Origin of the sequence: Sphingosinicella sp. BN140058, assembly GCF_004135585.1 — a bacterium.
Classification (GTDB): Bacteria; Pseudomonadota; Alphaproteobacteria; order Sphingomonadales; family Sphingomonadaceae; genus Allosphingosinicella.
This window is the reverse complement of sequence record NZ_CP035501.1, coordinates 3,434,868-3,449,925: the sequence shown is the minus strand read 5'-3', so window position 1 is coordinate 3,449,925 and position 15,058 is coordinate 3,434,868. Positions and strand designations below refer to the sequence as shown.

Here is a 15,058-nt window from a genome sequence, read left to right as displayed (position 1 = left end):
CCGCGTGCCTGCCGGCCGATCAGAGAAGTGCCCCGAAACTTTAGAGCACAGTGGATAACATTCCCGCCCCCCTGAGGGAAGGGGATTTCATGCCTTTTTTGGGGATTTCATGCCCGGCAGAGGGAATTCGATGGAGATTCGTGGTTTGTTCTGGCTCGGCTAAGTCATTTCCCCGGCTGAGTAAAGCTGTGGATAAGTCTGTGGCTAGGCTGCGCGCCGGCGGTGGAGCAAGGCAAAGGCGGCGAGCGAAGCGATGCCCAAGGCGAGCAGAGGCATAAGAGCGAGGATAAGTGCCCGCGTGGGCGGCACATCGCGCCGTGCCCAGACGACGGGGGCGCGCACGCGCCGTCGCTCGTTCCCGGCCAGCCGATCGAGCAGATCGGCGATGACCAGCGGCGTGTCGGCGCTGCGCCGATGCCTGGCGTCGCCGCCTTCCCCCGGCACGGTCCAGAGATCGTCACGCAACAGATCGGCATCCGCGATCAGCTGGACATGCCCTGCGCCGAGGCGACATTCCGCCCAATAGGGCCGGATGGTGCGGCAGGCGGGCGCCGCGGCGATGAGGCGGCCGGGGTGATCGAGGACCAGGCGGCCGGGCGCATCGACCGCGACCCGCCCCCCGGCTCCAGGCGCCAGTGTCACGCCCCAATGATCGAGCAGCGGCCCGAGTAGTCCGAGCGGCGGCGGGCGACGGACGTCGCCGATGGGCAGATCGGACGGCCACACCAGCTGCGGATCGGTGAGGACCAACAATCGACCGCCCCGGCGTACCCAGCCATCCAGCGCCGCAAGCTCGTGCGGCGCCAGCCAGCGCGGCTGCGCGAGAAGCAGCAGACCGGCACCGGACAGGGTTCGCGCGTCGAGCGTATCGATCGGGCGGATCGTGAACTCTTCCTTGAGGGCAGTGTAGGCCAGCGCCGGCCGGGATTTGGGATCGAAAGCACCGCCCTCGCCCCAGACGATGGGCAGCGCCGTCATCAGCAGCAGTTCGGGCCTCCCTGCAGCCGGGCGACCGTCACCCGGGCCGACGACGAGCGTCCGAAACGGGGCAAGGACCGGCGGAACCGCGAACAGCATCAGCATGGCGATCCCGGCGGCCGGAACGCCCCTTCCGGGGGCGCGCCGCCGGGCGGCTTGCACCAGGATGTCGAGCACTCCCAGCAGAAGCGCGGTGGCCGCCCAGCCGCGGAGCATCTCCGGCCACGGATCCGGATTGCCGAAGCGCGCGAGGTAAAGCGACTCGGTCGGCCCGGCGAGCAGCAGGAAGCCGGCATATGCCGCGCTCCGCCATGCCAGGGGCAGGCGACACGCCGCGACCGCGAGCAGCACCAGCAGCCAGGGCCGCACCATCAGGAATGCGAGCGCCTCCGCGCGCAGCGGTGATTGGTCCCGGCTGAGGCCGACGCCAACGATCAGCTCGAGCGACGCGAGGCTCGCCGCAAAGCCGATGATCGCCCCGAGGCGCGCCGCCTCAGCGCGCGTCGGCCGGCGCAACCGCTCCTGCCTTGTTGGCGTCGACGTTGCCCGGAGCGACGCCGAGCTCGGCGAGAGGTTCGGTCGGCTCGCCGGCATTGCCGATGTCGGCCTCCGATCCGGTCGCATTCGATTCGAGATTGTTCACGGTGATCGGCGCTTCCGCCGTCGGCCGCGTGAACACGGCACCGAGCAGCACGAGGACGAACACGAAGGCAAGTCCCGTCAGTCCGATGCGGACACGCTGCATTTGGGCTCCGTTCTTCACCTTTGCGACCTTTTAGGGTACGGATAATGGCACCGACCGCAACCTTTATCGCTATCAGCAGATATCGGTTCGGATGCGAAATTGTCCGCCTCGTAGCGTGCCCGCTTCCCTGCTCGGCGCAGCCGTTGCAATTTCACCTTGACGCACTCGGATAAGGTGGCGAAGAAAAACCTATGAACAAGACCCCCTTCCTCGTCGCCGTGTCCTGCGCGGCATTTCTGGGCCTTGCCGCCTGCAACAGCGAGCCGGAGACGATCGTCGCCGGGCCGGTCGACACCCAGGCCGATGCACTCAAGAAGGCGCCGCCGGTCGAGGCACCGCCGATGATCCAGGCCAGCCGAACCTTCCGCTGCAAGGACAACAGCCTCGTCTACGTCGACTTCTACACCAACAACACCGCCCGTGCCCGCACCGAGAAGGATGGCACCCCAACCGTGCTGAACACCGAAGGCGGCAAGCCGCCCTACAAGGGCGAAGGCTGGTCGGTCTCCGACAATGCCAAGGAAGTCACCCTCACCGCGCCCGGCAAGGGCAGCCAGAGCTGCAAGGCCTGATCGACCGATCCGTTCGCCCGCACGAACGGATCTCATGCGACAAGAAGGTGGGAGCCATCCGGCTCCCACCTTTTTCTTTGCACCCGTCAGGTCCTCACCGCGCAGCCCGATCGTCTGCGATCAGCTCGGCTCGCCGGACGCCATCATGCTTTGCATGCGGCGCTGCATCTCCGCTGCGTCGACATCTTCCTTGTGGGTGGCAAGCGACCAGCGATGGCCGAACGGATCGACGATGGTGCCGCGCCGATCGCCCCAGAATTCGTCGACCGGCGGCCGCTCCTCGGTGGCGCCCGCCGAAATCGCCCGCGCGAACAATCCGTCGACATCCTCGGTGTAGAGCAGCAGGCTGGACGTCGCGCCGCCACGAGTCTTCGGGCCGACGATGTCCATCTCCGGGAATTCGTCGGCAAGCATGAGCATCGAGTCGGCGATCCGCAGCTCGGCATGGCCGATGCGATTACCCATCGCCATCCGAAGCGTCTCCTCGGCGCCAAAAGCCTGTGCGTAGAAGGCGATAGCCTTTTCGGCATTATCGACCACAAGATAGGGCGTGATGCTCGCATAACCCGCCGGAACCGGCCTGACGCTCATTTCGACCTCCTTTGCTGAGAACAAAACGTGATCACCTTACCATGTGCGGCGGGTTTCGACAAATCGGGCGGGAACCATTAGGAGGCCGCGCATGAGCGAATCCATCACCCCCGAGATCGTCGCCGAGCACGGCCTGTCCCCCGACGAATATCAGCGCGTGCTCCACGCGATGGGACGCGAGCCGAACATCACCGAGCTTGGCATCTTCTCGGTAATGTGGTCGGAGCATTGCTCCTACAAATCCTCGCGCGTCCATCTGAAAAAGCTGCCGACCTCCGCGCCCTGGGTGATCCAGGGTCCCGGCGAGAATGCGGGCGTGGTGGACATCGGCGACGGCCAGGCGGCGATCTTCAAGATGGAGAGCCACAACCACCCGTCCTACATCGAGCCCTATCAGGGTGCGGCGACCGGCGTCGGCGGCATCCTGCGCGACGTCTTCACCATGGGCGCGCGCCCCGTTGCCAACTTGAACGCGCTGCGCTTCGGCCGCCCCGACCATCCGAAGATGCGGCACCTGATTGCGGGCGTGGTGTCGGGCATCGGCGGCTACGGCAATTGCGTCGGGGTGCCGACCGTGGGCGGGGAGGTGAATTTTCATGCCGCTTATGACGGCAACATCCTCGTCAACGCGATGACCGTCGGCGTGGCCGACACCGACAAGATCTTCTATTCGGCCGCGGCCGGCATCGGCAATCCGGTCGTATACGTCGGTTCCAAGACGGGCCGCGACGGCATCCACGGCGCGACCATGGCCTCGGCCGACTTCTCGGAAGACAGCGAGGAGAAGCGCCCGACGGTGCAGGTCGGCGATCCGTTCACCGAGAAATTGCTGATCGAGGCGTGTCTCGAGCTGATGTCGTCGGACGCGATCGTCGCGATCCAGGACATGGGCGCGGCCGGCCTGACCTCCTCTTCGGTCGAGATGGCTTCGAAGGGCGGAGTCGGTCTTGAGCTCGACATGAACAGCGTCCCCTGCCGCGAAGAGGGCATGACGCCTTACGAGATGATGCTCTCCGAAAGCCAGGAGCGCATGCTGATGGTGCTGAAGCCCGGCCGCGAGGCCGAGGCCGAGGCGATCTTCCGCAAATGGGAACTCGATTTCGCGGTGATCGGCAAGGTGACCGATACCGGCCATCTGGTGCTGCGCTGGAACGATGCGATCGTCGCCGACATCCCGCTGGCGCCTCTCGCCGACGACGCGCCCTGCTACGATCGTCCCTGGGTCGAAACCCCGAAGCCGGCGCCGCTCGCCGGCGTTCCGAGCGGCACCGAGCCCGGTGCCGATCTGCTGACCCTGATCGGCTCGCCCGATCTCGCCAGCCGCCGCTGGATCTGGGAGCAATATGATCACATGGTCGGGGCCGACACCGTCCAGCGGCCCGGCGGCGACGCCGCCGTGGTCCGCGTCCACGGCACCGACAAGGGCCTGGCGATCGCCACCGACGTGACGCCGCGTTACTGCTATGCCGATCCGTACGAGGGCGGCAAGCAGGCCATCGCCGAATGCTGGCGCAACCTGATCGCCGTCGGCGCGACTCCGCTCGCGACGACCGATTGCATGAATTTCGGCAATCCGCAGCGGCCCGAGATCATGGGCCAGTTCGTCGGCTGCATCCACGGCATGGCGGAAGCATGTACGGCGCTCGACTTCCCGATCGTGTCGGGCAACGTCTCGCTCTACAACGAAACCAAGAATGAAGATGGCAGCGGCTCCGCGATCCTGCCGACCCCGGCGATCGGCGGCATCGGCCTGCTCAAAGACTGGCGGCAGTCGGCGACGATCGCCTTCAAGGGCGAGGGCCAGCCGATCTACCTGATCGGTGAGACCAGGGGGCATCTCGGCCAGTCGCTGTGGCTGCGCGAGATCGCCGGCCGCGAAGACGGGCCGCCGCCACCGGTTGATCTCGCCGTCGAGCGCAGGAATGGCGATTTCGTTCGCGCGCAGATCGGCGCCGGCGCGCTCACCGCCGTTCACGATCTGTCGGATGGCGGACTGCTGGTCGCCCTCGCCGAGATGGCGCTTGCGGGCGGCGTCGGTGCGATGCTCGACGCCGATCTGTTCGGCACCGATCCGCATGCCATGCTGTTCGGAGAGGATCAGGGCCGCTACCTGGTGACGACGGCGGACGGCGAGGCGCTGCAGCACGCTGCCCACGAGGCCGGCGTGCCGATCACCTTCGCCGGCACCACCGGCGGCGACGCGCTCGTCGGTGAGGATGGCGGGCTGGACGTCAAGCTCACCCAGCTGCGCGAGTCCAACGAGGCCTTCTTCCCGCAGCTGATGGGCGGCGAACTCACCGTCGCCTGACGGGGCCGACCTCGCGACCGCCGTTGCGCTGCCAGTGCGAGGCCATTGGCGGCGCAGCGAATTTCCGGTACAATGGGAATACCCGGCAGAGGACCGGGCGTTGACGTCGGGCCTCCGGGCATGGCGGCAGCACATCATAGGCAGGTCGCTTGGATTTGCATCTAGTGGATCAAGCGAGGATTGCCGTCGCAAGGCGGCAGCATAGCGATGCGGCGGGGCTCGCAAGAACCTTGTCGTAGCGTAGCCGGGATCGGCGCCAGCGCCCCTCAAAAGGACATCGTGCGCCGACCCCCACTTACATCGGGGGGCGGATTTGCTCGTTACGGTGGTGCTGCCCTTCTGCGACTTCAGGAGCCTTCAGGCCGCACCGGTGACCCGGCTGACCCGGCCGCGCTGGCCCGACCCGACATTCGGCTATCTGCGCGGCATCGGTGCGGTGCGCATGCGGCTGCTCAAGGGCTTCGAGTCGTGGATCGGCGAGAACAGCCTGGTCTGCGGCGTGCCCGGGCTGCGCTTGAGCCTGCCCCGGCGGCTGAGCAACGGGGCTGAGGTCAGCCTCGTGCGCAAGGCCTGCTATTTCGACGGCCTGGTGAACGGCCGCTTCGAGTTCCTGTTCAGAATCCGCCCGGAGCCCCAGGATCTGGACGAGGTCTGCACGATCGCCCGCGCACTGCTCGATCGACCGGTTCGCCTCGCCGGCGCTCGCAGCGAAGGCCGGCCGCTGGGCCGCCAGGGTCAGGCAAGCGGTCGCCTGTGGGCCGCTGCGACGGTCAAGCGCGGCACCGATGCCGGCGCCGGGCATGTCCGTTCGGGTCGCGCGTTCGTGGTGGCCGAGACCGATGCCGCACTAGAAGCGGTGCCGCCTGGCCAGCCCGTGGGCATTCGTCTCACCATCGCAGGCGTCGGCAAGCCGTTCGAACTGTTCACGATCTTCCCACCGCAGGGCGCCGCCACCGGACGGGCGACGGCGTATCGCAGCGGCGCGCGGACGGTGAGAACCTATCTCGTCCGGATGCTGCAGGATGTCGAGGCGCTCTCGCAAATCTGCGCAATGCCGGATTCCGACCTGGATCACGAACGAGTCCAGGAGGTCTTCAACGAATATACACGGCACGTCAGCCGTCTTCGGGACAAGGTGCAAGGCACCACGGATCTCACCGCTTATTGCTATGCCGCATTCGCGCGCCTCTATCCCGGCCGGATCGACGGCCTGCGCCGGGAGCTGGCGGCGAGCCCGATGCGGCCCAACATTCGCCGCAAGCTGCTCCAGATGCTCGACGACGTGGAGCAGGCGCAAATCTACGTCGAGCAGAACTTCACCATCGAAAGGGTGGATCACATGGGCACGAAATATGATGTCGACGTCAGCAACAGTCAAAGCGTGGCGGTCGGGCCCGCGGCCAGCGCCACGGTCACCGGCAGCGTCAACCAGAGCGGGGATCCTGCGCTCGTAGCAGCGCTGCGCGATCTCGCGCTCCAGGTACGCGGCACCGGCAACGACGACGCCGAGATCGAGGCCGAGCTGATCGAGAAAGCTGCGGGCAAGGCCGAGAATGGCGATGAAAAGACTGCTGTCGCCCTGCTCAAGAAGGTCGGCAGCTGGGCCCTCGGCATTGCGGGAACGGCGGGAAGCGCGGCGCTGACCGGCTTCCTCAAAGCCCACGGCATTGGCTGAAGCGCAGCAGGCGGCGCCGAGCGGCTATTCCGGGAGCCCGCTCGCCCGCAAGCTTTCGCTCAAGAACGGACTGCGCGTCTGGTGGGACGACATGCCCGACAGCGTGCGGGCGGAGATCGAGGCAGCGGGACTCGAGCTTCACCTGCTCGAAGCGCCGGCCCACGGGGTGGAGGCTGCCCATCTTTTCGTCACTTGCCGTGCGATGCTCGAAGAAAAGGTTGCGCAATTGCGTCCTCTCCTCGCGCCGGCCGGTTTCCTCTGGGTGTCGTGGCCGAAGAAGTCGGCGGGGCTCGCCAGCGACGTCACCGAGGATGTGATCCGCGCCGTCGCGCTTCCCACCGGCCTGGTGGACGTGAAGGTCTGTGCCGTCGATCCCGTCTGGTCCGGCCTGAAACTGATGATCCGAAAGTCGGAACGTTAGCTATTGCGACTTAGTCTCATTATCGGCTAAGCCGATCAGCATGATCGTCTGTGTCTGCAATGCGATTCGTGAATGCGACGTGCGCAAGGCTGCGCGCGAGGGCGCTTCCTGTCCCACCAGTGCGTATCGCAGCTTCGGCCGCAAGCCGCGCTGCGGGCAATGCTTTTCCTTCGCCAAGGAATTGATCGCCGCGGAGCAGAACGCAGCCTGACCCCGCCCCGTCGTGCCGCGTGCACGAAGGCTTGACGCTGCACGCCCATCGTCCGAAAGGCTCCTCAGCACCACAGGGAGCCGAACATGAAAGGCGACGCGCGAGTCATCGAGCTGCTCAACGAAGCGCTTAAGAACGAACTCACGGCGGTGAACCAATATTGGCTCCACTACCGCCTGTTCGACCATTGGGGCATCGGCCACCTCGCCGAGTTCGAGCGCCACGAGTCGATCGACGAGATGAAGCACGCCGATCGTCTGGCGGAACGCATCCTGTTCCTCGATGGCCTGCCCAACTTCCAGCTGATGGGCCGTCTTCGGATCGGCGAGAATGTCGAGGAAGCGCTGCGTGCCGATCTCGACGTGGAACTCGAAGCGGCCGAGCAGTTGAAGGGCGCGATCGCCCATTGCGAGTCGGTGCGCGACTTCGTCAGCCGCGACCTCTTCGCCGAGATCCTCGGCAACGAGGAGGAGCATATCGACTATCTCGAGCGGCAATTCGACATGATCCGTCAGATGGGCCTCGCCAACTACATCCAGCTCCAATCCAAGCCTTCTCAGGAATGACCGCCAGGTGGCGGCGACGCCGTCGCCACCGAAGAACGCTCCCGTGCGAGCGCAGCAGGGAGCCGCAATGATCGAGACATCGCGCATCGCCACGCTCGACATCGTGCGCGGCGTGGCGGTGATGGGCATCCTGGCGATGAACATCGTCGATTTCGCGATGCCGCCCCAGGCCTATATGAATCCCGCGGCCTACGGGCTGACCTCCGGGGCGGATCTCGCGGCGTGGGTGTTCGCCTTCGTCTTCATCGACGGCAAGATGCGCGGCCTGTTCTCCTTCCTGTTCGGCGCCAGCATGCTGCTGGTGATCCAGGGCGCGGAGACGAAGGGCGAAAATGCGACCGCGATCCACTACCGTCGGATGCTCTGGCTCGGCGCGATCGGCCTGCTTCATTATTATCTGCTTTGGCACGGCGACATCCTGTTCGGCTACGCCTTTGCCGGAATGATCGCCGCTTTGTTCCACGACAAGGCGCCGCGTGCGCTGGTCGTGTGGGGAATCGGCCTGGTCCTGATCCAGTTCGCCCTGTTCGCGGCGATCAGCGGCAGCTTCTTCCTCACCGCCGCAGCCGCGGCCGAACCCGGCAGCAGCGCCGAAGCGCTCGCCGCCTGGCGGGACGTCGAACGGAGCTTCGGTCGACCCGACGGCGCGGAGATCGCCAAGGAACTGGCGCTCTATCGCGGATCCTACCCCGCGATCCTCCAGGACCGGTTCACCGTGCAGCTGTTCGGCCCGTTCAAGGGCCTGTTGCTGTTCAGCTGGGAAACGCTCGGCTACATGCTGTTCGGCATGGCCGCGCTCAAGACCGGCTTCCTCTCCGGCGCCTGGGCTGCCCGCCGCTATGCCCGGGTGGCGCTGATAGGGTTCGCGATCGGCATTCCTTATTCCGCCCTGCTCGCCTGGCTGCTGATCCGCGCCGAATTCGACGCCGCGCTGCTGTTTGCGATCTGGGGGGCGGCGACGGTGCCGGTGCGTCCGCTGATGATCCTCGCCACCGCAGCCGCGATCATCCTTCTGACCCGCCGCAGCGGGCCGCTGGTCACCAGGATCGCGGCGGCGGGACGGGCAGCCTTCACCAATTATCTCGGCACCAGCATCCTGATGACCAGCCTGTTCTTCGGCTATGGCCTGGGCTTGTTCGGGCATCTCAGCCGGATCGAGCTGTGGCTGATCGTGCTCCCGACGTGGGCGCTGATGCTGCTCTGGTCGAAGCCCTGGCTCGATCGCTTTCGCTACGGGCCGCTGGAATGGGCGTGGCGCTCGCTGGCGCGCGGCGCGCTCCAGCCGATGCGGCGGAGCGCCGAGGCTGCGGCCGATTGAGGAACCGGCGCCGCGCCGCGATCAATCGTCCTTGCTGAACGGGTTCTTCGACGTCCGCGTCGACAGCCGCACCGGCACGGCGCCGAAATCGAGCTCCTTACGCATGCCGTTGGTCAGATAGCGCAGATAGCTGTCGGGCAGCATTTCGAGCCGATTGCCGAAGATGACGAAGGCCGGCGGGCGCGTGTTGACCTGGGTGATGTAGCGCAGCTTGATCCGCTTGCCGCCGGGGGCGGGCGGCGGGTTCCGCTCGATCGCCGCCTCGAACCAGCGGTTGAGCTGCCCGGTCGAGACACGCCGGGACCAGACTTCGCGCACCTTGAACGCGGCGTCGAGGAGCTGATCGAGCCCCTTGCCGGTCATCGCGGACACCGAGAGCAGCGGCACGCCAGGAGCTTGCGAAAGCCCCTCCTGAAGTGCCGCGCTGATTCCCTGGAAGAGGTGGCTGTGATTTTCGGCGACGTCCCACTTGTTGATCGCGATCAGCAATGCCCGGCCCTCCTGGAGGACGTAATCGGCAATGCGGAGATCCTGCGCTTCGAGGCCCAGGGTCGCATCGAGCAGCAACACGACGACTTCGGCGAACTCGACGGCGCGGCGGCCGTCGGCGACTGACAGTTTCTCGAGCTTGTCCTGGACCTTCGCCTTCTTGCGCATGCCCGCGGTGTCGATCAGACGCACCGGGCGGAGCCGCCCGTCGGGCGACTGCCATTCCCAGTCGATCGAGATCGAGTCGCGCGTGATCCCCGCCTCCGGCCCGGTGATCAGCCGCTCCTCCTCGAGGATCCGGTTGATCAGGGTCGACTTGCCGGCATTGGGCCGGCCGACGATGGCGAGCTTGAGCGGACGGTCATTCTCGTCTTCCGGCTCGTCCTCCGCTTCCTCATCTTCGCGCTCGACATGCGGACGAATATGCTCGAACAGATCGACAACGCCCTCGCCATGCTCCGCGCTGATCGGGATCGGCTCGCCAAGGCCGAGCGACCAGGCTTCGAGCAGACCGGCCTCGCCCGCGCGGCCTTCCGCCTTGTTGCCGGCGAGGATCACCGGCGTGGTCTCCGAGCGCAGCCAGCGGCCGATTTCCTCGTCCAGCGGGGTCACTCCGGCCCGCGCATCGAACAGGAACAAGGCGGCATCCGCCTCGCGCACCGCGGCGGTGGTCTGGGCGCGCATGCGGCCGGGCAGCGTATCGGGATCCTCGTCCTCGTAGCCGGCCGTGTCGATCACCCGGAATTCGAGCCCGAGCAGATTGGCATCGCCTTCGCGCCGGTCGCGGGTCACGCCCGGCCGGTCGTCGACCAGCGCCAGGCGCTTGCCGACGAGGCGGTTGAACAGGGTGGATTTGCCGACATTGGGGCGGCCGACGATCGCGATGGTGGGCAATTTGGCCATAGCCGCTTGCCCTGCCCCCTCAGGCGGACAGGGTCAACAGATGAAGGCGCCCGTTCCCGCGGATGACCGGGCGGGAACGGGCGACGCGTTCAGCGCCAGGCGGTGAGCTGGCCGTTGTCGTGCAGCAGATACAGAATGTTGTTGGCGACGACCGGCCCGAGCGAGATCGGCATCCCGGTCTGCACCGTCGACTGGACGCTGCCGTCGGCGGGCGAGACGTTGGCGATCTCGCCCTGCGAATTGGCGAGGATCAGGCGATCGCCGGCGAGCACCGGGCCGACCCAGGAGATGCGGCCCTTCTTGTCCTTGACGTCGCGATACTGGCGCAGCTCGCTGATCCACCGGATCCGGCCGGTGGCGCGGGCGATGCACAGCAATTGGCCCTGATCGTTGACGACATAGACCCATTCGCCGGCTACCCAGGGGGTGGCGATGCCGGCGACGTTGATTTCCCAGATGCGCTGGCCGGTGACGAGCTCCAGCGCGACCATGCGGCCGCCCTGGCCGATCGCATAGACCCGCCCCTGATCGATCACCGGTTCGGCGTCGATGTCGGACAGGGTGGTAACGGCGGTCGAGATGCTCGTGCGCGACAGCGCGTCCTGCCAGAGCGTACGGCCGTTTTCGTAGCGATAGGCGTTGAGCTCGCCCGACGAGAAGCCGGCGACGACCGTGCCCTGGGCTGCGGCGGGGGCGCCGACTCCGAACACGCCGGCAATCTCCGCCGCGGCGGAGCCGGTCCAGCGGGTGGCGCCGTCGGCCGGATTCAGCGCGTAGAGCTGGTTGTCCTGGCTGACCACGTAGACATTGTCGTTGGCGATGGTCGGCGCGCCGCGCAGCGGGCCGCCGGGGCGGACCATCCACGCAATGGCGCCGTTCGCCGGATCGAGCGCGGCCGCATAGCCGGCGCCGTTGGTGGCGTAGAGCCGGCCATTGTCGAAGCTGACGCCGCCGCCGAACAGGGCGCTTTCCGGAGCGCCTTCGCCGCGCACCTGAGCCTGCCACAGCACCGCGCCGTTATTGGCGTCGATGGCGCGGACCACCGCCTGAGTGTCGATGGTGAACACCTTGCCGCCGGCGACCACCGGCGAGGCGGCGAGCTGGGCCTTGTTGCCGCTGCCGGCGCCGATGCTGGTGCGCCAGATCTGCGACGGGGCCGCGGCCAGAGCGAGGTGCCCCATCGACTTCGCGGCATTGCCGCCGGGCTGCGCCCAATCGGCGTTGACTGCCGCGGGCGGCACCACGACCGCCACACCGGCCAGAGCCGGGTCGACCTCGATCGCGGCTTCGGACGAAAGAACGGGGATACGCTCGCCGACGGTCGGCGTGGTCTTCTTGTTGCCCTTGCCGCCGAAGACGCCGCAGCCGCCGAGGAGGCTCACGGCGGCGAGTGCGAGAATGACGCGCTTCATTGATTACCTTCCTGCTTGGCGACCGGCTCGACGACGGCATCGAAGCCCAGCGATCCCGCCATCTGGGTGGCACGGGAGCGAATCGATTCCGGAACCTTCTTGTCCTTGGCCATGGCGGCGAAAATCTGCCCGGCCTCTTTCTGCTTACCCTGCTTCAGATAGGAAATGGCGACCATCTCGCCGGCGCTGCCGAACCAGGGGTTGCCGGCGACGGCGAGGCCCTTGAGGCGCGCGATCACCGCATCCGGCGCGAGCTTGTCGAACTGGACGTGGGTCAGCCGAACCAGCGCCAGATCGCGATAGACCGGATCGAGATTCTCGTCGCCGGAGACCTGCTGCAGCAACTGCGCGGCGCCGTCGAGATTGTTGTCCTCGACGGCGAGATCGGCCTTGGTCAGCAGGGCCGCAACCCGGTAGCCGGGCACGTCCGCTTTCGCGAGACCCTCGAGGCGCGGCATCGCGGCCTTCTTGTCGCGCCTGCCAATGTCGTCGAAGGCAGCGATGAGCTCCTGGCCCTTCTTGCCGGCCTGCGCTTCCTGATGATTCTTCCACCAGATCGCGCCGGCGATGGCGGCGAGGACGAGCACGATTCCGACGATCGCCAGCTTGCCGTAGCGCTCCCAGAGGCTGCGCATCTGTTCGCGGCGCAGTTCCTCGTCGACTTCACGATAGAAGGTCTCATTGTCAGTGGGCTTGATCGCCAACTAAATTCTCCGAATGGGCCGGCGCCCCTCATCGTCCAAGGAAGCGAAACTCAGGATGAACGAACATGTCTGCCGGCACGATGCCCCGGCGCACCTCTACCGGGCGAGAGGCGGAAACGGCAAGCCCTCTCAGGCCTTCGGCCGGTACAGCTGATCCTCGCCGGGAAAGGCGCGGCTTCGCACTTCGGCGGCAAAAGCGGCGGCGGCGCCCTCGACACGTGCGGCGAGATCGTCATAACGTTTGACGAAGCGCGGCGTGCGCTCGAACAGGCCGAGCATGTCCTCGGTGACGAGCACCTGGCCGTCGCAGTCGGCGGACGCGCCAATGCCCACGGTGGGACAGGCAACGGCGCGGGTGATCTCGGCGCCGACACTCTCCATCACGCCTTCGACGACGAGCAGGAACGCGCCCGCCTCGGCGATCGCGCGCGCGTCCGCGAGGATCTTCGCGGCCTCGGCCTCGCTCTTGCCGCGGGCGCCATAGCCGCCGAGCGCGTTCACAGCCTGCGGCGTCAAACCGACATGTCCCACCACCGGGATGCCGCGATCGACCAGAAAGGCCACCGTTTCCGCCATCGCCTCGCCGCCTTCGAGCTTGACTGCGGCGGCGCCGGTTTCCTTCAGGATCCGGGCGGCACTTTCGAACGCGCGCTCCCGGCTCGCTTCATAGGCGCCGAACGGCATGTCGACCGCCACCACCGCATGCCAGGATCCGCGCACCACCGCCGCACCGTGCGCGCACATCATCTCCATCGTCACCGGGACGGTGGACGGAAGACCGTAGATGACTTGTCCGAGGCTGTCTCCGACGAGCAGGATGTCGGAATGGGGATCGAGCAGCTGCGCCATCCGCGCCGTGTAGGCGGTCAGCATGACGATCGGCTCGCCGCCTTTCATCGCCTGCAATTTGGGCACCGTCAGGCGCTTCATCGGGCTGGGCACCGGATTGGCGCGGCTGGTCGAGGTGTCGAGCGAGTGGGTGACGGACATGCCGGCGCTTTAACCCTTCGTCAGCGCTTTGGCCAGAAAGGCGGCGCGCCGAGCAAATCCCGCCTACTGCTAACAGTTATGCAGACGTCGAAGAAGCCGATACGCTTTCGCTATTCTTTTACTCTGGAATGAAGTATTCGCGAGTCTCCCACGAGAGGGGGAAAACAGGGGATCAGCGCATGAAATTGGCAAACAGAATTGCATTGCTGGCCGCAACTGGTGTGGCCACGTTCGCTTTCGCGGTACCTGCTTCGGCGCAGGCGACCCGCACTTGGGTGTCCGGCGTCGGCGACGACGTCAATCCGTGCAGCCGCACCGCGCCTTGCAAGACGTTCGCAGGCGCGATTTCGAAGACCGCTGCCGGCGGCGAGATCGATTGCCTGGATCCGGGTGGGTTCGGAACGCTGACGATCACCAAATCGATCACGGTCGATTGCAGCGGAACGTTCGGAAGCACGCTGAATTCGGGCGGAATCAACGGATTCGTCATCAATGACTCGGCAACCGCGACGCCCGGAACGGTCGACGTGATCCTGCGCGGCTTGTCCATCGACGGCGCCGGGACCACCCCCGGCCTCAACGGTATCCGCTTCATCTCGGGACGCTCGCTGGTCGTCGAGAACGTGATGATCCAGAATCAGAAGAGCGGCAACGGGATTTCCTTCCAGCCGCAGGCGGCCGCCGTTCTGCACCTCGAAAACGTCACGATCACCAATGGCAATGGCGGCGTCCTCATCCAGCCGACCGGCCTCGGTTCGGCGAGCGTCGCCGCGCGCCACCTGCGGATCCACAACAATACGGGCGTCGGCTTCCGGGCAGACACGGCAGGCAGCGGATCCACCGGCATCCGCGTGGCGCTGGAGGAAGCGGATATCCAGCAGAATGCCAACGGTCTGCAGTTCAACGCCCCAACCGGTGCGGCAGACGTGCGCGGCATGCTGACTCGGGTCAACGTCGCCAACAACGCCGGAACCGGCATTGCGGCAACCGCGTCGCGCACCGTCGTGATCGTCGGCAATTCGACCATCACCGGCAACGGCACCGGCGTGTCGTTCGCCGGCGGTGCCGTCCTCAACACCTACACCAACAATGCCTTGAACGGAAATACCAGCGACGGCGCGTTCGGCCCGAGCCTACCGCCGCGCTGATCGAGGAACCGGCCGGGCATCTTGCCC

15 protein-coding genes are annotated in these 15,058 nt (G+C 66.5%); 8 read left to right on the top strand and 7 right to left on the bottom strand.

What is annotated here, in order from left to right:
- Positions 1 to 204: 204 nt before the first annotated feature.
- Positions 205 to 1,494: a hypothetical protein gene (locus tag ETR14_RS15460; RefSeq protein WP_165356465.1), complete on the bottom strand. Its 1,290-nt coding sequence runs from the start codon at positions 1,492 to 1,494 to the stop codon at positions 205 to 207.
- A complete protein-coding gene (locus tag ETR14_RS15455; protein WP_129385969.1) occupies positions 1,472 to 1,723 on the bottom strand; it encodes a hypothetical protein in 252 nt (83 codons plus the stop codon). The genes ETR14_RS15460 and ETR14_RS15455 overlap by 23 nt, the downstream gene beginning before the upstream one ends.
- Positions 1,724 to 1,914: 191 nt before the next feature.
- Here ETR14_RS15455 and ETR14_RS15450 point away from each other — a divergent pair, with 191 nt between their 5' ends.
- Positions 1,915 to 2,295 carry a hypothetical protein gene (locus ETR14_RS15450; protein WP_129385967.1) on the top strand — a complete coding sequence of 127 codons (381 nt, stop codon included), beginning with the start codon at positions 1,915 to 1,917 and terminating at the stop codon, positions 2,293 to 2,295.
- Positions 2,296 to 2,415: 120 nt separating this feature from the next.
- Here the strand turns inward: ETR14_RS15450 and ETR14_RS15445 are convergent, their stop codons facing one another.
- Positions 2,416 to 2,886 carry a VOC family protein gene (locus tag ETR14_RS15445; RefSeq protein WP_129385965.1) on the bottom strand — a complete coding sequence of 157 codons (471 nt, stop codon included), beginning with the start codon at positions 2,884 to 2,886 and terminating at the stop codon, positions 2,416 to 2,418.
- Positions 2,887 to 2,977: 91 nt separating this feature from the next.
- Here ETR14_RS15445 and purL point away from each other — a divergent pair, with 91 nt between their 5' ends.
- From purL to ETR14_RS15415, 6 genes are all read left to right on the top strand, one after another.
- On the top strand, positions 2,978 to 5,194 hold the full coding sequence (gene purL / locus ETR14_RS15440) for a phosphoribosylformylglycinamidine synthase subunit PurL (RefSeq protein WP_129385963.1): 2,217 nt from the start codon (positions 2,978 to 2,980) through the stop codon (positions 5,192 to 5,194).
- 313 nt (positions 5,195 to 5,507) lie between these two features.
- Positions 5,508 to 6,869: a hypothetical protein gene (locus tag ETR14_RS15435; RefSeq protein WP_129385961.1), complete on the top strand. Its 1,362-nt coding sequence runs from the start codon at positions 5,508 to 5,510 to the stop codon at positions 6,867 to 6,869.
- Positions 6,862 to 7,290: a DUF3052 domain-containing protein gene (locus ETR14_RS15430; protein WP_243455537.1), complete on the top strand. Its 429-nt coding sequence runs from the start codon at positions 6,862 to 6,864 to the stop codon at positions 7,288 to 7,290. Before ETR14_RS15435 ends, ETR14_RS15430 begins: the two co-directional genes overlap by 8 nt.
- A gap of 40 nt (positions 7,291 to 7,330) precedes the next feature.
- Positions 7,331 to 7,501 carry a bacterioferritin-associated ferredoxin gene (locus tag ETR14_RS15425; protein ID WP_129385959.1) on the top strand — a complete coding sequence of 57 codons (171 nt, stop codon included), beginning with the start codon at positions 7,331 to 7,333 and terminating at the stop codon, positions 7,499 to 7,501.
- A gap of 86 nt (positions 7,502 to 7,587) precedes the next feature.
- Positions 7,588 to 8,067 (top strand): bacterioferritin, encoded by a 480-nt coding sequence (bfr, locus tag ETR14_RS15420; protein ID WP_129385957.1) that lies wholly within the window; start codon positions 7,588 to 7,590, stop codon positions 8,065 to 8,067.
- Positions 8,068 to 8,134: 67 nt separating this feature from the next.
- The gene (locus tag ETR14_RS15415; protein ID WP_129385955.1) at positions 8,135 to 9,385 is read left to right on the top strand and encodes a DUF418 domain-containing protein; all 1,251 of its coding nucleotides are present in this window, start codon (positions 8,135 to 8,137) and stop codon (positions 9,383 to 9,385) included.
- A gap of 21 nt (positions 9,386 to 9,406) precedes the next feature.
- Here the strand turns inward: ETR14_RS15415 and der are convergent, their stop codons facing one another.
- The 4 genes from der to panB form a co-directional block, all read right to left on the bottom strand.
- On the bottom strand, positions 9,407 to 10,777 hold the full coding sequence (gene der / locus ETR14_RS15410) for a ribosome biogenesis GTPase Der (protein ID WP_129385953.1): 1,371 nt from the start codon (positions 10,775 to 10,777) through the stop codon (positions 9,407 to 9,409).
- Positions 10,778 to 10,866: 89 nt separating this feature from the next.
- Positions 10,867 to 12,189, bottom strand: coding sequence for a PQQ-binding-like beta-propeller repeat protein (locus tag ETR14_RS15405; RefSeq protein ID WP_129385951.1), 1,323 nt, complete (start codon positions 12,187 to 12,189; stop codon positions 10,867 to 10,869).
- The gene (locus ETR14_RS15400; protein WP_129385949.1) at positions 12,186 to 12,893 is read right to left on the bottom strand and encodes a tetratricopeptide repeat protein; all 708 of its coding nucleotides are present in this window, start codon (positions 12,891 to 12,893) and stop codon (positions 12,186 to 12,188) included. The genes ETR14_RS15405 and ETR14_RS15400 overlap by 4 nt, the downstream gene beginning before the upstream one ends.
- 129 nt (positions 12,894 to 13,022) lie before the next feature.
- Complete coding sequence (panB, locus tag ETR14_RS15395; protein ID WP_129385947.1) at positions 13,023 to 13,883, bottom strand: 3-methyl-2-oxobutanoate hydroxymethyltransferase; 861 nt, start codon at positions 13,881 to 13,883, stop codon at positions 13,023 to 13,025.
- 221 nt (positions 13,884 to 14,104) lie between these two features.
- Here panB and ETR14_RS15390 point away from each other — a divergent pair, with 221 nt between their 5' ends.
- Complete coding sequence (locus ETR14_RS15390) at positions 14,105 to 15,031, top strand: right-handed parallel beta-helix repeat-containing protein (protein ID WP_206185844.1); 927 nt, start codon at positions 14,105 to 14,107, stop codon at positions 15,029 to 15,031.
- The last annotated feature ends 27 nt before the right edge of the window (positions 15,032 to 15,058 follow it).